Origin of the sequence: Candidatus Protofrankia datiscae, from assembly GCF_000177615.2 — a bacterium.
GTDB lineage: Bacteria > Actinomycetota > Actinomycetes > Frankiales > Frankiaceae > Protofrankia > Protofrankia coriariae.
In genome coordinates, this window is the sequence record NC_015656.1 from 5,067,077 (window position 1) to 5,090,349 (window position 23,273).

Genomic DNA, 23,273 nt, shown 5'->3' on the forward strand with positions numbered 1-23,273 from the left:
GCCACCGGCCGCCGATGACGTCCGTGCCGGTCATGGTGCTGTCGGAGACGCGCTACCAGTGACATGACACTGGTGACACAACGCCGGTGGCACGACGACACTGACACGATGCCGGTGACGCAAAGTGCTTGATCTGACGCACGGCCGCTTCTCCCGGCCCCGGCTGGCCGGGCGTGGGTGCGCCCGCGGGCGCGACACGGCGTACGGTCTGCTCCGGTGTCTGTGAGCGGACACCGGATGGATCGCGGACCGGGAGCTGACACACCGGTACGCGCCGACCTACTGTCGGCAGGAGGACCACCGCCCGAGGCGCGCCGCGACAGGTGTCCCGGGGGGAGGTTCTCGCACCGGCGGACGGCCCATCCGCACCGTTCACCACCCGCCACGCACGCCACAACCCACACCGGGCGCAACATATACGGGATATACGGGCTGCAAACACATACAGGCTGCAACGCACGCAGGCCGCAACGCCGAAACCGAACTGCCCCCTGCAACGAGGAGAGAAGTGCCCCCGCGCACGAAGTCGACAAACAGCGGGACGCGCCGGTCGAGCGCCGGGTCATCGACGCCGGTCGTCGAGCCCACAGCCGGTGACGTCGCTGCCGGGCCCGATACGGACGCCGTCACGGCCGGCAACGGCGCCGTGTCCCGCGGGCGCACCACGCGTACCGCGCGCGCCGCCACCCGTGGTAGCCGTACCGGCACGTCATCGCCGGCCGCGAGCGGCACCGGCGTCCGACTCGTGATCGTCGAGTCGCCGGCCAAGGCGAAGACCATTGCCGGGTATCTCGGCTCCGGCTGGCGGGTCGAGTCCAGCATCGGACACATCCGGGATCTGCCGCAGAGCGCCGCCGACGTTCCCGACGCCCACAAGGGCAAGCCGTGGGCCCGTCTGGGAGTGGACGTCGACAACGGCTTCAAGCCGCTCTACGTGGTCACTCCCGACAAGAAGTCCCAGGTCAGCAAGCTCAAGGCGCTGGCGAAGGAAGCCAGCGAGCTCTACCTGGCGACAGACGAGGACCGTGAGGGCGAGGCCATCGCCTGGCATCTGCTGCAGACGCTGAAGCCGACGGTGCCGGTGAGGCGGATGGTCTTCCACGAGATCACCGAGCAGGCGATCCGGCGGGCGGTGGACAACACCCGTGAGATCGACGAGCACCTTGTCGACGCGCAGGAGACCCGGCGCATCCTCGACCGGCTCTACGGCTACGAGGTCAGCCCCGTGCTGTGGAAGAAGGTCATGCCGAAGCTGTCGGCGGGCCGGGTACAGAGCGTGGCGACCCGTATCCTGGTGGAGCGTGAACGTGCCCGGATGCGTTTCACCTCGGCCGAGTACTGGAACATCGAAGGCGTCTTCGGCCTGTTGCCCGGCCGGGACGCCGACCGCGCCGGTGGAGCCAGCGGCGACGGCCAGGTCGACGCCACACCGCTGCCGGCGAACCTGGTCGCGCTCGACGGCCGGCGGCTGGCCACCGGGCGCGACTTCGACTCCTCGGGGCAGCTCACCTCCGCCGACGTCGTCCGGCTCGACGAGGATGCCGCGCACGCCCTGGCCGGCCGGCTCGCCGACAGCGCGTTCGCGGTCCGCTCGGTGGAGACCAAGCCGTACCGCCGCTCCCCCTACGCGCCGTTCATGACCTCCACCCTGCAGCAGGAGGCCAGCCGCAAGCTGCACTTCTCCAGCCAGCGGACGATGCAGGTGGCGCAGAAGCTGTACGAGAACGGCTACATCACCTATATGCGGACGGACTCGACGAACCTGTCCGAGACCGCGCTCGCCGCCGCCCGCGAGCAGGCCCGCGCCCTCTACGGGGCCGAGTACGTCCCCGACCGCCCCCGCATCTACACGAAGAAGGTCAAGAACGCCCAGGAGGCGCACGAGGCGATCCGGCCGGCCGGGGAGCAGTTCCGCACGCCGGGCGAGGTACGCGAGACGCTGGCCGACGCCGACGGCTACCGCCTGTACGAGCTGATCTGGCGGCGCACGGTCGCCAGCCAGATGGCCGACGCCCGCGGCACGTCCGCGACCATCCGGATCGGCGGCGTCTCCAGCGCCGGGGAGGACACCGAGTTCTCGGCCTCGGGGAAGGTGATCACCTTCCCCGGTTTCCTGCGTGCCTACGTCGAGGGCGCGGACGATCCCGACGCCGAACTGGATGACCGGGAGCGACGGCTGCCGGACGTCCGCGAAGGCGACGCCCTGACCACCCGGGAGCTCAACCCGCGCGGGCACACGACCAACCCGCCGCCGCGCTTCACCGAGGCGAGCCTGGTCAAGACGCTGGAGGAACTCGGCATCGGCCGCCCGTCCACCTACGCGTCGATCATCGGGACGATCCAGGCCCGCGGGTACGTGTGGAAGAAGGGCAGCGCGCTGATCCCCAGCTTTGTCGCGTTCGCCGTGGTCGGTCTCCTCGAGGAGCACTTCGGACGGCTGGTCGACTACCGGTTCACCGCGTCCATGGAGGACGACCTGGACGACATCGCCGCGGGCACGGCGGCGTCGATCGACTGGCTCACCCGGTTCTACTTCGGCTCGGACGCCGGCCAGGAGGGCGGGGTCGCCCGCGCCGGCGGGCTCAAGCACCTGGTCAACGAGCGGCTCGGCGAGATCGACGCCCGCGAGGTCAACTCGATCCCCCTGGGGGTGGCGCCGGACGACCAGCCCGTGGTGATCCGGGTCGGCCGCTACGGCCCGTACGTCCAGCACGGTGACGAACGGGCGAGCGTCCCGGAGGACCTGCCGCCCGACGAGCTCACCGTGGACAGGGCGCTGGCGCTGGTCGGCGCGCCCAGCGAGGAACGGTCGCTGGGCACCGATCCGGACAGCGGCGCGACGATCACCCTCAAGGTGGGACGTTTCGGTCCGTACGTGTCGACCGATGACGATCCGCCACGCCGGGCGAGCCTGCTGGGCACAATGACACCGGAAACCCTCACCCTCGCCGACGCCCTCAAACTGCTCACCCTTCCCCGATCGCTGGGGGTCGCCGAGGATGGGGAGGAGGTGACCGCCCAGAACGGCCGGTACGGGCCCTACGTCAAGAAGGGTTCGGAAAGCCGCTCGCTGGAGTCGGAGGAGCGACTGTTCACGGTGACGCTGGACGAGGCGCTGGCGCTGATCGCGCAGCCCAAGACGCGAGGCCGTCGGCGGGCCGCCGAGACCCCGCCGCTGCGTGAGCTCGGCCCCGATCCCGCCACGGGCGCCCCCATGGTGCTGCGGGAGGGCCGCTTCGGACCCTACGTCACCGACGGCGCGACCAACGCGAGCCTGCGCAAGGGCGACGACGTCGCGTCCCTCACCGTGGAACGGGCGGCCGAGATGCTCGCGGAGAAGCGGGCCCGCGGCCCGGCAACACCCAGGCGGCGGGCGGCGCAGCCGGCCAAGCAGCCGGCGGCCACCAAGACCACCAGGCAGTCCACGGCCAAGAAGACGACGGCCAGGAAGACGTCCGCGCAGCCGGCCACGGCGACAGGGACAGGGACAGGGACGACGACGGGGACGGACGGCGGCGGTACGCCGGGCACCTCGTCGCCGCGCCCACGACGGACGGGCTGATGGGTCTTCCGGTGGATGACGCTCACAACCCGCCGCGGCCACCGGCCTCGACGGCGCCGGCGGGCGGGCGGGCGTGGTCCAACCGGCCCCCTGGTAGTCCACCGGTCGTGACGGTCCCGTCGCCACCGGCCGGCTCCGCCGACTCCCACCGCAGTACCGAGGGGGACATCCGCGCGGTCCTGCGGATACCGCAGTTCCGGCGGCTGTGGCTGGCGCTGACGCTGTCCAGCCTCGGCGACTGGATGGGTCTGCTCGCCACGACCGCGCTGGCCAGCTCCCTGCAGGCCGGTTTCTCGGAGAAGGCGTACGCGATCGGCTCCGTCCTGATCGTCCGGCTGCTGCCAGCGCTGATCTTCGGGCCGTTCGCCGGGGTCGTCGCCGACCGGCTCGACCGCAGGCTGACGATGGTCGTCGCGGACGTCCTGCGGTTCGGGCTGTTCGCTTCCATCCCCCTGGTCGGGACGCTGGCGTGGCTGCTGATCGCGTCCCTGCTGATCGAGTGCGTCAGCCTGTTCTGGAACCCGGCCAAGGACGCCAGCGTGCCGAACCTGGTGCCCGTGCAGCGGCTCGCGACGGCGAACACCCTGAGTCTGATCACCACGTACGGTTCGGCGCCGCTGGGCGCCGCGATCTTCTCGCTGTTGGCCACCCTGTCGCGCGCGCTCGGCTCCAGCGTGTCGTTCTTCAAGACCTCCCCGCTCGATCTCGCGTTGTACTTCAACGCCGGGACGTTCCTGGTGTCAGCGGTGGTGATCTTCGGGTTGCGCGGTATCGGCCGGGCCAACCGCCTCGACGCCGAGGCGAACCCGGGCCTCTGGTCGTCGATCACCGAAGGCCTGCGGTTCGTCGGCCGGGACAGGATGGTCCGCGGCCTGGTCGTCGGGATCCTCGGCGGTTTCGCCGGCGCGGGGTGCGTGGTGGCGCTCGGCCGGCTCTACGTCCAGATTCTCGGCGGCGGGGACTCCGCCTACGGTGTCCTGTTCGGCGCGGTGTTCGTCGGGCTCGCCACCGGCATGGCACTCGGGCCGCGGGTGCTCGGCGACTACAGCCGTTCCCGTCTGTTCGGCCTGAGCGTCACCGCCGCCGGCGTGACCATGCTGCTGGTCGCCGTCGTCCCCAACCTCGTGCTGGCCTGCGTCCTGGTCGTTTTCGTGGGCGCGTTCGCCGGCATCGCCTGGGTCACCGGTTACACGCTGTTGCAGGCAGGGGTGAGCGACGAGCTGCGCGGACGGACCTTCGCGCTGGTGCAGTCCCTGGTCCGCGTCGATCTGCTCCTGGTGCTGGCCGTGGCGCCCGGTCTGGTCGGGCTCATCGGCTCGCATCACCTCGATCTGTGGGGTCACCTGCGGGTGCGCACCGACGGTGTCACGATCGTCCTGCTCAGCGGCGGTCTGCTCGCGGTGGCCGTCGGCCTGTTCGCCTACCGGCAGATGGACGAGCGCAAGGGTGTCGCGGTTCTGCCGGAGCTGTGGAACGCCCTGCTGGGGCGGCGCGCGGCACCCGAACGGCCTCGCCACGCTGGCCTGTTCATCGCGCTCGAGGGCGGTGAGGGCTCCGGCAAGTCCACCCAGGTGGAGCGGCTGCGGTCGTGGCTGGCGTCGTCCGGCCGCGAGGTCGTCGTGACCAGGGAGCCCGGCGGGACGGCGCTGGGCGTGAAACTGCGGGAACTGCTGCTGGACCCGGCCGCGCGGCTGCACCCCCGTACCGAGGCGCTGTTGTACGCCGCGGACCGCGCCGAACACGTCTCCCGGGTGATCGAGCCAGCGCTGGCCCGCGGCGCGATCGTCGTCAGCGACCGGTTCATCGACTCCTCCATCGCCTACCAGGGCGCCGGGCGCCAGCTCGGCGCGGACGACATCGCCATGCTGTCGCGGTGGGCCACCCGGTCGCTGCTCCCGGACGTCACGATCCTGCTCGACATCCCCGCGCGGACCGGGCTCGCCCGGGTGCGGGCCCGCGCGAGCGGGAACGGTTCCCGCCACGAGCGCCCCACGGATCGCGATCGTGGCGGCGTGCCAGGCCGTGACGACTCCTCGCCTTTCTCCCGTCACGATGCGGTTCCCTCCCGGCAGGCGGCGGGCAAGGCGGCCGGCAAGGACCGTGACGGCCCGACCCCTGGCGTCGACGTCTCCGGTGCCAGTACACCCGGTGCCAGTACACCCGGTGCCGAGGCGCCCGGTGCCACTGCGCCCGGCGTCGACCGGATCGAGGCTGAGGAGCTGTCATTCCACGAGCGCGTCCGGGACGGCTTCCGCCAGCTCGCCGAGCGCACACCGGACCGGTACGTCGTCCTCGACGCGGACCGCTCGCCGGACACCGTGCACAACCAGATCCGTAACGTCGTCACCGGGTATCTACGCCGGGGCGAGGACGACGGCCCGGGCGCTCCCCGTCCGCAGGCGACGTCCGACAGCGCGTCCAAGGAGCCATCCGCCGCGGTGCCCGTGCGTCCCCCGCCGCCCGAGCGTCCCGCACCGCCCGATCGCCCCACGCACACGCGCGCGTCCCCGGACAGTGCCACGATCTCGCCGGCACCTGGCCCGGCCGACTCGGTCAGCCCGGCCGACCCCGCCGGCCCGGTCGGCTCCGCTGATCACGCCGATCCGAGCGATCTGGCCAGGGGGACGGAGAGAAGCGAGCCGCCTGCGTCCGGAACCAGAACCGGGACCGAGGCCACCGACCCGACGGACGATCCCGAGACAGCCTGGGTACCGGACAACCTGCCCACGGCCTCCGGACGATCCTCAAGGTGATCCAACGCCCTCTCCGCCGCTTCCCGGCTGCCCCGCCGCTGTCGTGCCCCGGTGTCGACCCACCGTGGGTGGGATGGTGGGCGGAGCGGACAATGGCGCGGTGAGCGTGTGGGACGTCCTGGTCGGCCAGGCGCCGGTCGTCGAGGCTCTCGCCGCCGCGACGGCGGCCGGGGTGAACGAGGCCGGCGGGCTGGTGGCAGCCCGCACCGCCATGACCCACTCGTGGCTGTTCACCGGCCCCACCGGTGCCGGCCGTACGACGGCGGCGCGGGCATTCGCCGCCGCGCTGAACTGTGAGAGCATCCCCCCTGGCTGCGGTGAGTGCGCGGGCTGCCACACGGTGCTGACCGACACCGCAGCCGACCTGCGCACGGTCCGCCCGGAGGGCCTGTCCCTCGGCGTGAAGGACGTCCGGGAGCTGGTGCGGGACGCGGCCAGCGCGCCGACGTCGGGCCGCTGGCGGATCCTGCTGCTGGAAGACGCCGACCGGCTCACCGACCAGGCGGCGAACGCCCTGCTCAAAGCCCTGGAGGAGCCTGCGCAGCGGTCGGTGTTCCTGCTGTGCGCGCCGTCGGTGGACGACGTCCTGCCCACCATCCGGTCCCGCTGCCGGGTGGTCGCGCTGCGGCTGCCCCGGCCGTCGGACGTCGCCGACGCGCTGGCACGCGCGGGCGTCGAGGACGCGGCCGCGCGGCTCGCCGCCGCGGCGAGCCAGGGGGATCTCGACCGGGCCCGCCTGCTTGCCACCGACGAGGCGGCTCGGGCCCGGCGAGCCGAGGTGCTGCGCATCCCCACCCGCCTGCGCCGGACGGGTGACTGCCTCGGCGCCGCGGCGGACCTGGTGAACGCGGCGAACGCGGACGCCGATGCGGCGAACACCATCCGTGACGAAGTTGAGACCGAGGCTCTGAAGACCGCGCTCGGGGTCGGCGCAACGTCCGCCGGCAGCACCGCGAAACGTGCCAGAGCCGTCAAGCCGGGCGCGAAGGGCCGGGCGATGACGGTCCGGGGAGCTGCCGGCGCGCTCAAGGAGCTGGAGAAGACGCAGAAAAGCCGCGGCCGGCGGACGGTGCTGGACTCCCTCGACCGGGCGCTGGTCGACCTCGCCGGCTGGTATCGGGACGTGCTCGTCCTGCAGCTCGGCGCGCCGGTGGACGCCATTCACCCCGATCATCACGAGCTGGCCGGGCAACTGGCCCGGGTCTCCACCCCCGAACAGACGCTGCGCCGGCTGGAAGCCGTCCTGGCATGCCGCCGCCGGCTGGCCGACAACCCCGGGCTGGTCCCGCTGCTGACGGTTGAGGCTCTCACTCTCGCCCTGCGTGCCGGCTGAGCGCAACGCTCGCCGAGCACGACGATCATCTGTTCTCCGACCGGCCGGCCGGGCGGGTCCCGGCTCGACCCGGCCGCGACCTTCCCTGTGATTCTCCCCTCACCGTAGGGAAGATCCGATATGTTGTTGCATCTTCCGATCACGTCCGATACGTGCCAACAGAGCGATACGATACGATGCCCGAAACGACACCACAGATACTCCAGAATAGAGAGTAGCGACAAAGAAACTGAATGATAGAGCAGCCGGACGGCAGAGTTCGACACATAGTTGCCACATGTTCATCAAAAAATGATCGTTGTCTCCGCGTCGGACGGCCCGACCAGCTGTGACAATAGTCGCCGGACCAGCCGGATTACCCGGCCCGGTGGCTCCGAAGGGCCAGTTTCATGGAAAGCGTCTCACCGGGAACGGCGATCGTCCGAGAAGTCAGCTCCCACGGGGGAACGAGAAGAGCGGCGATGAGCGGAATCATTCGGAAACGAACTGGGCCGGCCGGGAGCCGTATTCTCGGCGTCGGCGCCTATCGCCCGATGACAGTGGTGTCGAACGCCGACATCTGCCAACGGCTGGACTCCACACCGGAGTGGATCGAATCCCGTTCCGGTATCCGCAGCCGTCGGTTCGCGAATGCCGAGGAATCCCTCGGGGCGATGGCCGCGACAGCCGCCGGCAAGGCACTGGCCAGCGCCGGTGTCGAGGTCGCCGACGTCGGATGCATCCTGGTGGCAACGATGTCCCATGTCATCCAGTCACCATCGGTGGCCACGGACGTGGCTGCCAGGCTCGGCGCCGAGAAGGCCGCGGCATTCGACATATCGGCCGCCTGCGCCGGTTTCTGCCACGCGCTCGCGATCGCCAGCGACATGGTGCTCGCCGGCAGCGCCCGACATGTGCTGGTAATCGGTGCCGAGCGCATGTCGGACATCATCGACCCGCATGACCGGAGCACAGCTTTCCTGTTCGGGGACGGCGCCGGAGCGATTGTCGTCGGGCCGTCCGAGACGGCGGGTATCGGGCCGGTGGTGTGGGGGTCGGCTCCCTCGGCCCGGGATGCCATCGCGCACGACCGCTCCTACCTGGACTGGCGCGACAACCCCGAGCTGCCCTGGCCGACGATGCGGATGGCGGGCCAGCGGGTCTTCCGCTGGGCGTCCTGGCAGATGGCGCCCGTCGCGCGGGCGGCGCTCGACGAGGCCGGCATCACGGCGAACGATCTCGTCGCGTTCGTTCCGCACCAGGCCAACATCCGCATTATCAACGTGTTGTGCAGGGTGCTCGCCCTGCCCGGGACGGTGACCGTCGCCCGGGACATCGAAGTGCACGGGAACACCTCCGGGGCATCTATTCCGCTCGCGATGGACGACATTCTCGCCAGCGGGCAGGTACCGTCCGGTGGGCTCGCCCTGCTCATAGGTTTCGGTGCGGGCCTGGTCTACGCCGCCCAGGTCATCCAGCTCCCCTGAACGCCTTTCCGGGATCCGTCACCGGCCACACCAGTCAGAGGTACGATTCAAAATGCGCACCAGAAGGGCATCCGACAACAGCTGCCGGATGCCCTTCTGGTACACCAGTCCACGAATCCTTCGGGTAGGCGGCAAAAAACTATTGCGCGCCCTTCTGCTGGATCTGCTGGGCCACTTCCCGCTGGCCGTTCCCCCGCCCGCCGCTCATCGCCTGCTCGGGCTGCGACGCGGGAGCGGGGCGGCCGAGCAGATACCACCCCCACAGCCCCACGGGTACCGGGGTTCGCGGCGGAGTCTCCGCGGCGACGCGCGCGTCCATGGCGTCCATGACATGATCCCAGCTTCCCGCGACCCGCAGCATCAGACCGCCGATGCCGGTCGTGCGGGGAAGATGCGGATGCGAGCGGGTGGGCGCCCGCCGCGCCGACCGTTCGAACGCGCTCGCCGCCCGGCGCCGCTCCGGGTCGGACAGCACCTCGTCCAAGTCGGCGAGCATGGACTCCTCGAGAGCCACATGCCGTTCCCCGAGCTCGGCGAGACGCTCACACAACATCCGCATCGACTCGTTCGGCTGGTGCATGTCACCCTGAATATACTGAGAAATACCACGCGTCACGGATTCGGTTTCCCGTGCCACCATGCGCAGGTCGGTGGCACATGCCTGGCCAGCCGGCGGAAGGTGACGGCGTGCCACCGGATAGACGGCGGTCTGCACCGCGTACATGTGAGCGCTGATCGCCGCGACCGCCGTGTCGGCCGCCCGCAGCAGGCGCCTGGGGTCCTCGGAGGTCGCCACGGCGGAGAACGTCCGAGCGACAAGGTCATCAATGTGATCATGGGCGGCCCTGACCAGGCCGAGCAGGGACGCCGCTGGCTGAGCCCGCTCGCCGGATCCGGTTTCTTTCTCCGTTCTCTCCGGCCGGGCTCCCGCCGGGTCCTCCGGTCGGGCTCCTCCCGAACCTGCCGCGGTCGTCATCGCCGCCCCCTAACACCCTGGAGACCAGGCCTCCCCGGCGCTGCCGATCCGGGAGGAACCCGGGCACGAAAAAATGATCGCGCCACTGTTGGCCCCCGGGTCGGCCGAACCACCCGCCGACCTCGTGCCTGCCGGCTCATGAGCCGGAAACAACAGAATCGGCGCATCATGTCCACTGGTCAAGCTGTGCTTGCGAGGATGGTCCATGCCCAGTCGGACACAGCCTCACCGGATACACCGGATATATCGGCGGCGGACGTGACAGGGTGGGTAACGCGGACTTTCGACAATGATCCGGACAGGCACGGGACGCCCCCGGTAGCCCCCTCCGGGCTGCTGAGCCCCGACTGCCCGGGCAGCACAGTGTCCAACAGAAAGAAATCGGATGACCACGCCTGGCGACAGAACCCTCCTCGCCGACCCCACCGGCATTCCCGGCCGCGCGGACCGCGATGACGTCCGGACACGGGCATGACCGGTACCGAAGAACAGACAGGAGGAGCCGAATGTGACCGACCAGAAATTCGGTGACAATTCCGACGACCGTCACAGCGAGCATCATCTTTTCTCCCGGGGCCACGCCGACCGTGGGACCGCGACTGCCTGGCTGACGGAAGCCGTTACCAGGCGGGTTTCCCTGGTCCGGCTGCACCCGAAGGGACGCCGGCAGCGTCAGGAAGCTCCCTCGGCCCCCTTGGGACGGGTGGTCGCCTGCGAGGTCTACCGGGACGGCCATCGTGATCCACACCCCGTCGACCATGTCGACGCGCTACGGGCAGCCCGCGAACAGCGCAACAGCTTCGTCTGGCTCGGCCTCTACCAGCCGACCGCGGCCGAACTGACCGCCATCGCAGACGTGTACGGGCTGCATCCGCTCGCGGTCGAGGATGCCGTCAACGCGCACCAGCGCCCGAAGATGGAGCAGTACGCGGAGACACTTTTCGTCGTCCTCAAGACCGTCTGCTATGTGGATCACGAGGAGCTGACGGCGACATCCGAGATCGTGCACACCGGCGAGGTCATGGTCTTCCTCGGCCACGACTTCGTCGTCACCGTGCGGCACGGCGAACACGGCGGACTACAGAGCCTCCGCAGCCGGTTGGAGGCGCAGCCGCAGGTGCTCCGACACGGGCCGTCAGCCGTCCTGCACGCCATCTGCGACCAGATCGTCGACGACTACCTGGCCGTCACCGAAAAAATAGAGGTCGACATCGACGCCATCGAGGCGTCGGTCTTCCAGCGGTCGCTGCGGCCCGACACCGGCAAGGTCTACCAGCTCAAACGGGAGGTCCTCGAGTTCAAACACGCAATAATACCGCTGTACGCACCGCTGCGCGCGCTGGCCGAGCCCGGCGTCATCGGGATCGACCCACGAATCCGGGCGTACTTCCGGGACGTCGCCGACCACCTTGAGGAGGTCACCGCGCGAATCGCCCGGTTCGACGAACTGCTCTCCTCGATACTGCAGGCGACCCTGACGCAGGTCACCATCGCGCAGAACGAGGACATGCGCCGTATCAGCGCCTGGGTCGCCATCGCCGCGGTGCCCACCGCGATAGCCGGTATCTACGGTATGAACTTCGAGCACATGCCCGAACTGCGCCAGATCTGGGGATACCCGGCGGTCCTCTGCCTGATGGCGACGGTCTGTTTTTTCCTGTACCGGGCGTTCAAACGGAACGGATGGCTCTGAGCCGAATCCGCCGAATCCGCTGGACCCTCGGCCGCGCGGATCGGGACGGCCCGGCCAGCCGCCGCGCCCGGCGGGCAATCCACGCGACCAGCCGTGTCATGCGGCCAGCTTGGCCTCATGACATGTGGCCAGCCATACGACCAATTGTACGATTCGATCGTATTGTACCGGTTGTCCCATGGCGTGACCTCCCCGTCGGGATTCACGAGGACCACGCTGTCAGCTACCGTAATGGATCGTGTCGGGCTTTCACAGGGGGCCGTTCCCTACTCGGTTCTCCCGATCCTCGCTCGGCGGCAAGCGGCGGCTCCCGATCCTCGGCCGTACCTTTGGCGCCGGCAGCCAGCGCGCCGTCGTCCCGCATCTCCACGACGAGGGCGGCGCGGGCCGATGACCCCATCGATGAACACCGTCCGCAGCGACCTTGTCGCAGAGCTCGCGGCAAGGTTGGAGCAGCTCGACCACCTGCTCGGACGCCTGGAAGACGCCGAGCGGCAGGCCGCGAGCGCCAGCGAGGACCTGATGCGTGCCCGGCACTGGCAGGAGGAGACGCTGCGCGCGATTCAGGACGAGCGCGCCCAGATGCGTACGCACCAGCGTGCTCTGGACAGCCTCGCGGACCGAACACAGACCGCTCTGGCCGCTCTGGCCGCCAGCCATCGCTCGCTGCCGCCGGAGGTCCACGAACTCGCGATCGAACTCCAGGTCCTACAGACCTCCGGTCTGCTCTCCCGCCGGCCGCCTCCCCGCACCCGCCACCAGTAACGACACGCCCTAACGAGGGGAGAGGTAGTGGTCCGCGAATTCGGCAGCGGCGACCGGTGAGGTTCGGAGCCGGTCCAGGCGAACGTCCTGCAGGCGCCGGGCGAACGGGTCGGCAAGTTCGACGTTGACCAGCTGCAGAAGTTTCGTCGATGCTTCCTGCGCCAGCCAGGCCCGGCCCAGGCACACCTCGGAGTAGGCGTTCAGCGGACGTTCGTCCGCGTCGTGCAGGGCTGCCGCCACTGCGAGCGCGAGCGTCTCACCGTCGACGATGGCGAGCCCGGCGCCCTTGGCCGCCGCCGGTGGTACCCGGCGCGCGGCGTCCCCGGCGAGTATGAGACGTCCGAACCGCATCGGTTCGTAGAAGACCGAGTCCATCGCGATGACGTTCGGCGGCTCCAGCAACGGCCCTTCCGCCAGTTGCCAGTCGGCGTCCACGGCGAGCCGGGCGTGCAGTTCCTCCCAGATCCGCTCGGCCGACCAGTCCGCGGCGTCGGCCGTGGCCTCCACCTGTAGATAGAAGCGGCTTGTCCGGTGGTCACGCAGCATGTGGCCGGCGAATCCCCGCGGGCTGACCCCATAAATGATCTTATCCGTGGACGGGGCGACCGCGGCCAGGACGGCGAGCCAGGCCCATGCGCTGTCGCGCTGTCGGATGTGGCGCAACGCGCCCTCGGGGATCGATCCGCGGGAAACGCCGTGATGACCGTCGCAGCCCGCGATGAAACGGCTTTCCACTGTCTGCCGCTGCCCGTCGGCCGTGACGAACGAGACGGCGGGATGGTCGGAGGTCAGCGCGTCCAACATCACGTCAGTGACGCCGAACTCGATGACGCCACCCGCGGCAAGGTAGGCGGCAACCAGATCGGCGACGAGCTCCTGCTGCGGGTAGACGACGTGATGGCGTCCGCCCGCGTGGCGATCATACTCGACGACAAACGCTCTGCGACGATGCCGGAGCTCACAGTTGTGGTGTGGCGCACCTTCGGCCCGCAGGCCGTCGGCAAGCCCGTTGCGCTCCAGGGCGTCCACCGCCGCCGGCCCGAGCAGCCCGGCACGTGGACGGCTTTCCACCCTGGCCCGACTGGCAGCCTCGAGCACGAGCGTGTCGATACCCCGACGAGCCAGTACGACCGCCGCCACCAGGCCCGCGACACCCGCGCCAATCACAACGACGCCCACCCGGCGAGGACGCGGCCGCGAGGCAGACGCGCCCGGCTGGAGCGCGCCGTGCCCGTCCGGTGCAGACCCCGGAGCGGAGCGCGTCACGGCGAGCGCCTCCCCCGGGAGCATCGACACGATTCCTGATCACCCGCCATACTGCCCTGATCACATGGCTGACCCGGACGAACCGATCCGGGCGAGGCACTGCCAGAGTACGACGTCACATTCCGACACGCGTCAGGAGGCCGACAGCCCGGCACCAACCAACCGGACAATTTTCGCAAAAGGAGCGGAGTGTTGCTGGCGGATAGCGCTGATCGCTACCTAAAGTAGCGATATTGTTGACTATCCGTGCCCGAAGGCCCCCAGTCGACCATCTGCCGCCGCTATGGCGTATTGTCATCCTCCGCATCCCGCAAGTCACGGAAAGCGGCACGTCAGCCGAGCGACCAAAGGTCACAAGCCAGCTGGTCGCACCCGACGCCGCCCCGGCCGGCGAAGGAGGATGGGGTAGAACAGCCGGTTATGACACTTCATACAACTACTTGGGGTAGTTGTGAGGGACTAGTGTTTACTAGCGCCATCCGTATGAACTAGTCTCGCGTCGACGGCACGACACACCGGGCCGAACTGCCGAATCCTGCCCGCGGTCCCGGTGTTCCCTCCGAGTCGTCACCAGGGCAGGAGCGGGGGACCCATCCTCCACCGGGCGGCACCGAACCGCGGTGTCGTCCTCGGGGTGAAGTGCGCAGCGCGATGGTCGCGCGACCCACCGGGCAGCCCAGCCCGAACCCGACAGCTCACCTCGCAGGCGAACGGGAAGGATCACAACCTTGTCTGCGCATGATGTGCAGCCTGATCCGGCACTACGATCGCGTTCGTCGCAGACGGCTTCGCCGTCACCCCGCCGGCAGCAGATCGACCGGCACGTCGACCGCCCGACACGTGGCCGACATCGCGCGCCCACGCAGCAGTCCGGAACGGGCCGCTCGCGAGCTCGGGCCGCTGTCGCCGTGATGACCACCGGTACCGTCGCGGTGTCCGGTGTCGCCCTGGCCGGATGTGCCACAGCCGACTCAAATTCCGACGATGCTTCCGTCACCTCGCCCATAACGCTCGGATCACAATTCGGTGGCCAGGCGTCGCTGGCCAGCCTGCGCACCTCCACCATCAATCCGCTGTCCACGGGCGGTTCCGGATCGGTCACCAGTCAGGTGCTCAACCAGACCGACCTGCATCCCAAGACCGGTGTCGTGCTCAAAGTCACGAATTCGGACGTCTCCGTGAAGGCAGACCAGCCGGTGGAGGTGGGATTTCATCTTGAGGACGCGGTCACCCACGCGCCGCTGGCCAACCAGCTCGTCAAGGTCCAGGTGAAGCTGCCGGAGGGATGGGCGACCTTCAAGCACCTTTACACCAACGAGCAGGGCTTCACCAGTTACACTGCCAAGGTTCTCACCACCACGCAGGTCACCGCGATTTTCGACGGAACCGACGCTCTGCGGTCGACACGGTCGACCAACGTCGGCACGTTGACCGTGATCCCCAATACCCCGGCGCCCCGGCCTTCCCAGACTGCCCGCGTCAGTGGCTCGGCCTTGAGCAGCGCCGTCTCAGGCGCACTCGCAGTCGCCAGCTCGTTCGGCGAACGGGCGGTGTATCTTGCGGCCCAGCAGGCCGGCAAGCCCTACGTCTACGGCGCGGAGGGCCCCTACACTTTCGACTGCTCGGGGCTGATCCAGTACGTCTTCAAGCAGTTGGGACGCAACCTCCCCCGCACTGCCGAGGCACAGTACCAGGCGACCACCCGGATATCGCAGTACAACAAGCAGCCGGGTGATCTGATTTTCTACGGCACGCCAGGTAATATCTACCATGTTGGCATTTATGCGGGCGATGGTAAGATGTGGGTGGCGCCCAAGTCAGGCGACGTCGTCTCACTGAGGCCCCTCTACACCACGTCGTATTCTGTCGGCCGGGTTCTCTGACTGAACCGATCAGCCCGCGTCCGCAGCTGGTTGTCAGTACATGGCTTCGTGTACTGACAACCAAACCTTATAAACACAATTCACAGGCGGGTTCCCACACAGCCTCCCCCTCCGGTTGTGCGTGAACCTTGCCGCCAGGTCGAAGTTGTCGATGTCGACACCGGCCTGGCGGCACTCCGCGGGCGGCATCCCGCGATGATGACTTCCGCTGGTCGGACCGAGCCAACCCCCCCAGCTCGGAAAGCCCGGCGGAACAAGAGGCTTCCGCCGGCCGGTCGTACTGGACCCCCCCCACAGTCCGGCCGGTCGGCGGGAGCCGCCCCCTCTCACCGACCGGATGCCCGGCCGAGACCGAAGCTCCCCTCAAGGCGTCTCCTCCGCGAGTTCCCCAAGCCACGGCGGACGACCGGACGCCCGCTCCTACGCCTTGAACTGCCTGGAGAAGTCCCACAGAGCGCGCGTGATCCGCTCGTTCCACGCCCCGTCGACATGCTGGACATGGGTTTCTGGCGAGCAGCTCGGGCTCTGCCCGACCGACCCCACCGTCGCGACGGCGACAAACTTCAGCCCGTTGTCGGGCGCCGCGCAGGCAACCGCGAGGGCGGCACGCCCACCTTCGCCAAGGCCCCAGATGTAGATCCGGGACTGATCGATCTTCGACCGCTCCTGCGACACGTAGCGCACGACGTCACGCAGGTACTGCACGTCCGCGCCCTGAGGATCGTCCAACCTCCATTCGCCGTCCACGGCTTCCGGGTAGACCACGGCGAAGTCCCGTCGGTCGGCGAGCGTCGAGGCCTCGGTGATCTTTTCGATCGCGCCCGCGTCGCTGTTGTCGTCATGCAGGACGAGGACCAGCGGCAGCGGCTTGCCGGGGTCGGCGTCGGCATGAACGGTGAGCTCGCGTTCGGCGGAGAGGTACCCCGTCGGTATCTTTGCCCGCTCGGTGTCCGGGTTACCCGAACGGGACACGTAGATCCAGGCGACCACGAGCACGGCACCGATGATCAGCACCCGCTTGCGGTTCTTGGCCCATAGCTGTTTCCCGGCTTTCAGCGGATTCGACACCACGAGACAACCGAACCACACCAGGAGCCGTCGATTCGGCTGATTCGCCTCGCGTCGTGGACAAGTCGGGACCTACCCGGAGTGCGCTGCCTCACACCCGACCAGCTTGCGACACCAAATGATCACTAAAAGTAGTCAAACAAGCATGGCCGGTACGGCAACCACGGCACGGCTCGTTCGTTGACGTGGTGTATCCACCAGAATCTCGACAACATCGGATTGCGGGGCATACGGCTGCCGGAACAGGGGTGAGGCCGAAGTGGACAGTGGTCAGGAACTCGACCATCGACTGATCAAGATCGAACACGAGCTGTCGGTGTTCGGCCGGCGCGCCGAACGCTTCCGGATGGCCATCGCCGACGACTCCGGGACGGTTCTGGACCGCTCGGCCTACCTGCTGCTCAGCCACATCCACGAACACGGCGCCGTACGGCTGACCACCCTGGGCACGGTGTTCGCCCTGGACATCTCCACGGTGAGCCGCCAGGTTGCCGCGCTTGCCGCGGCCGGGCTGGTGGAACGCACCACTGATCCCAGCGACCGGCGGGCGACGCTGGTGAAGCTCAGCACCCGCGGCCAGCAACGCTACCTCGCCACCCGCTCCGCACGGGTAGAAAAGATCAACATCCTGATACGGACCTGGGGCCAGGAAGAGCTCAGCGTCTTCGGCGCGCTGCTGGGCCGGCTGAACGTGGCGATCGCTGAACACGACCGCAGCTACCTGCCACCGCAGCACGACGAGCCGTGTCCCGCACCCGCCACCCCGCCGACCGCCGGGACGGACTGACACCGAACACCGAGCGGTAGGACGCCTCTCCCCGCGCCCACGGAAGATTCTTCGCGACTCCTCACCCCGAGTCGGGCACGACCCCAGGTCACAGGGGCCCCAGAGCACAAGGGCCCCGGCGTGGCCCCGGGGCAGACGTTAGGCGTGGACGTCCAGGGCGTGCAGGCGCGCCTGCCGCAGCACCTCCGTCTCCGGCGGGCCGGCCAGTTCCGGCAGCCAGCCGTGCACCCAGGACAACAGCAGGTCGGCCAGGGCCGGGTTCTGCGCGAGGACCGGACCGTGCAGATAGGTACCGATCACACGCCCGTCCACGACACCGTCGGTGTGGTCCGGGGTGCCGTTACCGACCCCCTTGCGCACGGTCCCGAGCGGCCGGCCGTGCCCGTTGGGCAGGGTCCGGGTGCGTCCCCCATGGTTCTCGTAGCCGAGCAGCAACGGCAGCGCGAGCTCGGGGGCGGGTTCGACGACGATGTCACCGACCGCGCGCGGCGGCACCGGCTGCTCGAACGAGCGTCGCGTCTCCACGTCCACCAGGCCCAGGCCGTCGTGGATCCGGCCCTCACCACCGGGGAAGGACACGCCGATCACCTGGTATCCGGCACACACCGCGAGCACAACAGCGCCCTGGGCCACCGCGTGCGCGATGGCGTTGTTCTGGCGCAGCCCCTCGGCGGCCAGCACCTGCGGCTCGTCCTCACCGCCGCCGAGCAGATAGATGTCACACCCGGCCGGCACCGGCTCCCCGGCCGGGACGCCGATCACCTCGGCCGGCAGGCCGCGCCAGCGCAGCCGCTGCGCCAGCACGGTCGCGTTGCCACCGTCGCCGTACGTCCCGAGCAGCTCCGGGTAGATCAGGGCGATCCGGGTCGCTGAGTCCCGGCTCATGCCACAGCCCCGATCATGTCGCCGTGGATGGTCACCTGTTTGGTCACCTGTTCGTCCTCACCGGGGCGACCCGCCCCAGGATGTCGCGGAAGGCGGTGTAGTTCGCGACCACGTCGATGATCTTCTCGTCCAGGGTCGCCGCCGCGCTCTCGGCATCGGGATGGACCGCGTGCGGGATCTCCGCGTATGCCAGCCGGACGCTCATGTCCTCCTTGCGCCCACCGGTGACCAGCACCTGCCTGCCCCGCAGCCGCTCGAACGGGACGTCCCAGATCCAGGACGGGTCACGCCCGTCAGCGGTCTGCGCGTTGAAATCAACGATCACCGGCCGGGCGGGCGTGGTGTTGAGCAACTCCATCATCTCCACCCAGCCGGCCGGGTTCTTGGCGAGCAGCAGCCGCCCGCGGATACCGGACTCTCCGAGCTCGACCTCCTGGTAACGGCCCTGGACGTCCTCGAGGCCGGTCATCGCGGCCAGCGCGTGCTCGACCTCGACCCCGAAGAGCTTCGCCGCCGCGGCGGCCATGGCCGCGTTGCCGAGGTTCACCCGGCCGGGCAGGTCGATCGAGGCCGTGAGGTGACGACCGAACCAGAGCAGCTCGTGCGGCCCGGTGACCGCGACGAGGGGCTCGGGCCGGGCCAGCCCGCAGCCGCACCACCAGCCCGTGGCGTTGCGGTGCAGCAGGCTGGCGCACTGCGGGCACACCATCGCGTCCGCGGTCCAGTTCTGGCCCGCCGACACCCAGGTCTGGTTCGACCAGCCGGCGGCGGCCCAGGCGACCAGCGGGTCGTCGGCGTTGGCGATCGCGGTCGCGCCGGGCAGCTCGGCACCAAGATCACGCCACAGGCTCGCGATCCGCCGGGTCTCGTTCGACCGGTCGAGCTGGTCACGGCTGATGTTGAGCAGTATGACCGCGCGAGGCTGGATCTGCCTGGCCACCTTGGGCAGCCAGATCTCGTCCACCTCGAGCGCGGCAGCCGCGTCGTAGGGCGGTTTGGACAGAGCTGCCAGCACGCCCGCCGCCATGTTGGCGCCACCGCTGTTGCTGCGGACCGGGCCGAGCGTGCCCAGCGCGCGGGCCAGCAGCCGGGTGGTCGTGGTCTTGCCGTTGGTCCCGCTGACGCAGGCGACCATCTGCCCGGCCACGACCTCGGACAGGATCCCCGGGGAGACCCGTAGGGCAAGTTTGCCGCCGATCATCTCACCGGATCCGCGTCCCAGCTGGCGGGATGCCGAGGACGCGAGCTTCTCCACAGCAAGGGCGGCACGGGTGCGGGCGGAGAACCGGCGCGGGAAGGGTGTGGTCATCGCCTCCCCAGCGTGCCACGGGCCGCCGCGCCGGTGACCGACACCCCGTCATACCGGCCGCATGTCGATCCCCGCGCTGCCCCGGACACAGCGTCGGACCGGCCCCGGGACAGCCCCGAGGCGGCGCCGGGGCATCCTCGAAACAGCGGTGAACCGATGGGGTACGAGTGTGATACGAGGTGTGATATGACGTGCGCCGGACAGCTGTCCGCCAGGAATGTCCGGCAAGGACGTGTCCCATCGGGGCAGGTACGACATACGACAAGGACGCGCCGCGGGCGGTCACATCGCTGTCCGGGCGGGACAGAGCAGGGTGCGGCAGGGTGACGTGAGCGGACGGCCGTCGTGGACAGAGCAGCCAATCTGTGGAAACCGCTGCCGCTGTGCTCCGTCGTGACGAGTGGCCCGGGTGGGGATGCGGCCCGGCCGGTGACCGCGGGCCGCCGGCCACCAGGCGGACGCTCGGAGCCAGCGGCCACTGAGCGGACACCCGGAGTTGACATGGATGCGACACAAGACCGTGGGAGAACTCGGTGACCCAGAAAGCCAGCGCCATCGGCCGCATCCGCGGACGCTGGAGCGCGCAGGAGATCGACCTCGACGACATCGACGACCTTGACGCACTCGCGGATCTGTTGCACGACATCTCCCCCGAGATCGCCGTCGCCTTCGTCGAGGAGGATGACGAGTACCTGGGCATCGTGCGGGTGGAAGGTGACATCAGCGACCCGCGGGTGTTCCTGTCCGACCACCGGGTGCTGTTCACCTCGGCCCTCGCCGACCGTCTCTTCGCCGGCGCGCTGCCACCGGTGGGCCGGCGGGACCTCGACGACGACTCCGACGACGCACCGGCCGGCGGACAGCCCGTCGGCGACATCGACCTGCTCGCCGACCTCGGCACGGACGCCGACGCGCTGATCGAGCTGATCACAGAAGAAGGCCTCCTGCCGGCGGACGTGGTGGCGGCGATCAGTGAGCGTGCCGGCTGCGCCGACATCCTGGACGAGATCGGGAGCTGACATGGGGGGCCTCCCCCATCCGGGCGCGCTCGACCTCACCGCGCTGATGGGCGCAGCCCTGGCGGAGGCCGAACAGGCCCTGGCAACAGGAGACGTCCCGGTCGGCGCCGTTGTCGTCGACGCCGACGGAACGATCATCGGCCGGGGCCGCAACGCCCGCGAGGCCGAGCGGGACCCGACCGCCCACGCCGAGGTCGTGGCGTTGCGCGCCGCCGCGGCACGTGCCGGCACGTGGCGGCTGTCCGGGACGACCCTGGTCGTCACCCTGGAGCCGTGCGCGATGTGCGCGGGCGCACTGATCATGGCCCGGGTGGACCGCCTCGTCTACGGGGCGTACGACCCCAGGGCCGGCGCCGCCGGCTCGCTGTGGGACACCGTCCGCGACCCACGCCTCGACCACCACACCGAGGTGATCACAGGCGTCCGGGAGGAGGAATGCGCGCGCCTGCTGACGGACTTCTTCGTCGCCCGCCGGAAGCCACAGCCATCCTGATCATGACCTGGGTGGCGCGGAATCACGATTCGGACAATACGGACCCGCACTACAGGCCGCGCCGGGCAGTACCAGCCAGCAGTACGAGCCAGCGATGCGAGCCGAGCCCGCTCGCGGCTGCCAGGACATACAGCCGGCGCGGCGCGGGGCGGGCCGCCGGTGGGTACGGGGCCGAGGTGGCGGGTAGGCGCCGCTCACCCCTGCCACCGCATCCAGTAAGCTGACAAACGGTGGAGTCGCCTAGTGGCCGAGGGCGCACGCCTCGAAAGCGTGTGAGGGGGCAACCCCTCCGTGGGTTCAAATCCCACCTCCACCGCCCTTCTACCAGGCTGATCGCACGGGCAGACCCGTTGCTCTGAGCCTGCCCGTGGATCATCCGGTCTCATTTCCGGTCTCATTTGCTCCTGTCGTCGGACGCCGGACCATCCCACAACAGCCGGTTGAGCCGGCCCGCCACGTCCTTGAGCACCGGGTCCGTGATGTGCTGGTAGCGGCGACGTTGGTCCGTCGACCACCCCATGATCCCCATGACGGTGCGATCCGGCACGCCCAAGAGCAGGAGCACGGTTGCCGCGGTGTGTCGCGCGTCGTGCAGTCGGGCATCCCGCAGACCGGCCGCGACCACCAGCGCCTTCCACGCGTGGTAATCGGTGCCCGGGTTGAGCGGGCGGCCGGTCTCGGTCGCGAACAACCATCCGCCGTCGACCCACAGATCCCCGGCCTCCGCCCGCTCCTTGTCCTGCCGCTCCTTGTGCCGCCGCAGGATCTCGACCAGCTCATCGGGCAGGCCGATCGGCCGGGTACCCGCGCGGGACTTCGTCTCCTTGGTGTCCGGCCGTATCTGGACCTTGTTCGGGCAGAAGCCGGGCTTCCGGCCGCACGGCTCCACGCATCCGTGCCGGTACTTCGGGCGCAGCCGGCCACGCCGCACCCGGATGACCCCGGCGTCAAGGTCGACGTCGGCCCACCGCAGACCGAGCGCCTCCCCCTGGCGCAGGCCGAGCGCGAGCGCGAGCACCCACCGCGCGCTGTTGCGCCGCTTGGCTGCCTCGGTCAGTAGCTGCTGTACCTCCGCGACCGAGTACGGTTCCACCTCCTGTTCGACCACCCGCGGTGGTTTGGCCAGCGCGGCGGCGTTGCGCCCGACGTGGCCGCGCCGGACCGCTTCTCCGAGTGCGGTCCGCAGTGTCCGCAGCGCCTGATGCGCGGTGGCTGGCGCGCTACCCGACGCCTGCATCCGACGCATCAGCGACTCGATGTGCTCAGGCTCCAACCGTTCCAGCCGGTGTGCACCGAGACCGGGCACGAGGTGCACACGGACCGCGACACGGTAGCCGTCACTGGTGTTCTCGCTGACCGACGGCGCGGAGATGTTCTCCACCCAGTGCGTCAGCCACCGTTCCACCGTCCACGGCCGGCCTGGTTTGCGGACCGTGCCCGCGTCGCGCTCCTGTTCGAGCTTGCGGACCTTGCGTGTGACCTCTGTTTCGGTCTTGGCGCGTACGTGCCGCCGGTCGGGCTTGCCGTTGTCGCGGACGCCGACGGTGACTCGGCCGTGCCACACGCCGTCGGCACCGAGGTAGATGCTGGACGCGCCGTTGGGTGCGCGGGTCCCCTCCTGCCGTTTGCGGGACATGGCGTCAGCCCTCCTCGTGAATGTCGGTGGGCAGGCTTGCCGCGTAGGCCTCGATGTCGGCCAGGCGCAGCCGACGCAGACGTCCGATTCGGACCGATGTGATCTGTCCGGCGCCGATGAGCCCGTACAGGGTGGTGCGGCCGACGCTGAGCCGGTCGGCGGCTTCCTCCACGGTGAGCAAAAGCCGGGCCGGACGGGTCAGGGCTGATCCGACGGCGTGGTCTTCGTGCCGGTAGGGGTCCACAGGCAGGGGAGGTGCGGTCATTCTGGTGGTGCTCCTTCGGGGAGTGCGGCCCCGGCGGGTGCTTGGCGGTGCGTGCCGGGGCCGGCATCGTGCGAGGGGTGATACTCGGGCATGGTGGTAGCGCAGAGTGAAGGC

General features: G+C 69.5%; 17 protein-coding genes, 1 tRNA gene and 1 riboswitch. Of the genes, 11 read left to right on the forward strand and 7 right to left on the reverse strand.

The window, feature by feature from the left end; genetic code table 11:
• Nucleotides 1-508: 508 nt before the first annotated feature.
• From topA to FSYMDG_RS21365, 4 genes are all read left to right on the forward strand, one after another.
• Entirely contained in the window at nt 509-3,562 is a 3,054-nt protein-coding gene (gene topA, locus FSYMDG_RS21350; protein ID WP_013875453.1) for a type I DNA topoisomerase, read from the forward strand.
• Complete coding sequence (gene tmk, locus FSYMDG_RS21355) at nt 3,562-6,315, forward strand: dTMP kinase (RefSeq protein WP_013875454.1); 2,754 nt, start codon at nt 3,562-3,564, stop codon at nt 6,313-6,315. The genes topA and tmk overlap by 1 nt, the downstream gene beginning before the upstream one ends.
• Nucleotides 6,316-6,388: 73 nt before the next feature.
• Nucleotides 6,389-7,648: a DNA polymerase III subunit delta' gene (locus tag FSYMDG_RS21360; protein WP_013875455.1), complete on the forward strand. Its 1,260-nt coding sequence runs from the start codon at nt 6,389-6,391 to the stop codon at nt 7,646-7,648.
• A gap of 461 nt (nt 7,649-8,109) precedes the next feature.
• Entirely contained in the window at nt 8,110-9,114 is a 1,005-nt protein-coding gene (locus tag FSYMDG_RS21365; protein WP_013875456.1) for a beta-ketoacyl-ACP synthase III, read from the forward strand.
• A 139-nt stretch (nt 9,115-9,253) separates the two neighbouring features.
• Here FSYMDG_RS21365 and FSYMDG_RS21370 read toward each other — a convergent pair whose 3' ends face one another.
• Complete coding sequence (locus tag FSYMDG_RS21370) at nt 9,254-10,090, reverse strand: hemerythrin domain-containing protein (protein WP_013875457.1); 837 nt, start codon at nt 10,088-10,090, stop codon at nt 9,254-9,256.
• Between the two features lie 508 nt (nt 10,091-10,598).
• On the opposite strand from FSYMDG_RS21370, the gene corA reads away from it, so the two are divergent.
• Both corA and FSYMDG_RS21380 read left to right on the forward strand, forming a co-directional pair.
• Nucleotides 10,599-11,783 (forward strand): magnesium/cobalt transporter CorA, encoded by a 1,185-nt coding sequence (corA, locus tag FSYMDG_RS21375; RefSeq protein WP_013875458.1) that lies wholly within the window; start codon nt 10,599-10,601, stop codon nt 11,781-11,783.
• Nucleotides 11,784-12,185: 402 nt separating this feature from the next.
• Nucleotides 12,186-12,548, forward strand: a complete 363-nt coding sequence (locus FSYMDG_RS21380; RefSeq protein ID WP_347176523.1) for a hypothetical protein — start codon at nt 12,186-12,188, stop codon at nt 12,546-12,548.
• A 9-nt stretch (nt 12,549-12,557) separates the two neighbouring features.
• On the opposite strand, the gene FSYMDG_RS21385 is transcribed toward FSYMDG_RS21380, so the two are convergent.
• Nucleotides 12,558-13,838: a 4-hydroxybenzoate 3-monooxygenase gene (locus tag FSYMDG_RS21385; protein WP_013875460.1), complete on the reverse strand. Its 1,281-nt coding sequence runs from the start codon at nt 13,836-13,838 to the stop codon at nt 12,558-12,560.
• 523 nt (nt 13,839-14,361) lie between these two features.
• Nucleotides 14,362-14,537: riboswitch (cyclic di-AMP (ydaO/yuaA leader) on the forward strand.
• Nucleotides 14,538-14,725: 188 nt separating this feature from the next.
• Between FSYMDG_RS21385 and FSYMDG_RS21390 the strand changes: the two genes are divergently transcribed.
• Nucleotides 14,726-15,697 (forward strand): C40 family peptidase, encoded by a 972-nt coding sequence (locus FSYMDG_RS21390; RefSeq protein WP_013875461.1) that lies wholly within the window; start codon nt 14,726-14,728, stop codon nt 15,695-15,697.
• A gap of 420 nt (nt 15,698-16,117) precedes the next feature.
• Here FSYMDG_RS21390 and FSYMDG_RS21395 read toward each other — a convergent pair whose 3' ends face one another.
• Nucleotides 16,118-16,711, reverse strand: coding sequence for a PHB depolymerase family esterase (locus FSYMDG_RS21395; protein WP_237702907.1), 594 nt, complete (start codon nt 16,709-16,711; stop codon nt 16,118-16,120).
• A 313-nt stretch (nt 16,712-17,024) separates the two neighbouring features.
• On the opposite strand from FSYMDG_RS21395, the gene FSYMDG_RS21400 reads away from it, so the two are divergent.
• Entirely contained in the window at nt 17,025-17,552 is a 528-nt protein-coding gene (locus FSYMDG_RS21400) for a MarR family winged helix-turn-helix transcriptional regulator (protein ID WP_013875463.1), read from the forward strand.
• A gap of 138 nt (nt 17,553-17,690) precedes the next feature.
• On the opposite strand, the gene FSYMDG_RS21405 is transcribed toward FSYMDG_RS21400, so the two are convergent.
• Entirely contained in the window at nt 17,691-18,437 is a 747-nt protein-coding gene (locus FSYMDG_RS21405) for a type 1 glutamine amidotransferase (RefSeq protein WP_013875464.1), read from the reverse strand.
• Between the two features lie 43 nt (nt 18,438-18,480).
• On the reverse strand, nt 18,481-19,746 hold the full coding sequence (locus tag FSYMDG_RS21410) for a Mur ligase family protein (protein WP_013875465.1): 1,266 nt from the start codon (nt 19,744-19,746) through the stop codon (nt 18,481-18,483).
• A gap of 533 nt (nt 19,747-20,279) precedes the next feature.
• Here FSYMDG_RS21410 and FSYMDG_RS21415 point away from each other — a divergent pair.
• From FSYMDG_RS21415 to FSYMDG_RS21425, 3 genes are all read left to right on the forward strand, one after another.
• Nucleotides 20,280-20,765, forward strand: coding sequence for a tRNA adenosine deaminase-associated protein (locus FSYMDG_RS21415; RefSeq protein WP_013875466.1), 486 nt, complete (start codon nt 20,280-20,282; stop codon nt 20,763-20,765).
• Nucleotide 20,766: 1 nt separating this feature from the next.
• On the forward strand, nt 20,767-21,258 hold the full coding sequence (gene tadA / locus FSYMDG_RS21420; RefSeq protein ID WP_013875467.1) for a tRNA adenosine(34) deaminase TadA: 492 nt from the start codon (nt 20,767-20,769) through the stop codon (nt 21,256-21,258).
• 229 nt (nt 21,259-21,487) lie between these two features.
• Nucleotides 21,488-21,574, forward strand: a tRNA-Ser gene (locus FSYMDG_RS21425).
• A gap of 78 nt (nt 21,575-21,652) precedes the next feature.
• Here the strand turns inward: FSYMDG_RS21425 and FSYMDG_RS21430 are convergent.
• Together FSYMDG_RS21430 and FSYMDG_RS21435 are read right to left on the reverse strand one after the other, a co-directional pair.
• Nucleotides 21,653-22,894 (reverse strand): tyrosine-type recombinase/integrase, encoded by a 1,242-nt coding sequence (locus tag FSYMDG_RS21430; RefSeq protein ID WP_013875468.1) that lies wholly within the window; start codon nt 22,892-22,894, stop codon nt 21,653-21,655.
• A gap of 4 nt (nt 22,895-22,898) precedes the next feature.
• On the reverse strand, nt 22,899-23,159 hold the full coding sequence (locus FSYMDG_RS21435) for a helix-turn-helix domain-containing protein (protein ID WP_013875469.1): 261 nt from the start codon (nt 23,157-23,159) through the stop codon (nt 22,899-22,901).
• Nucleotides 23,160-23,273: the final 114 nt, after the last annotated feature.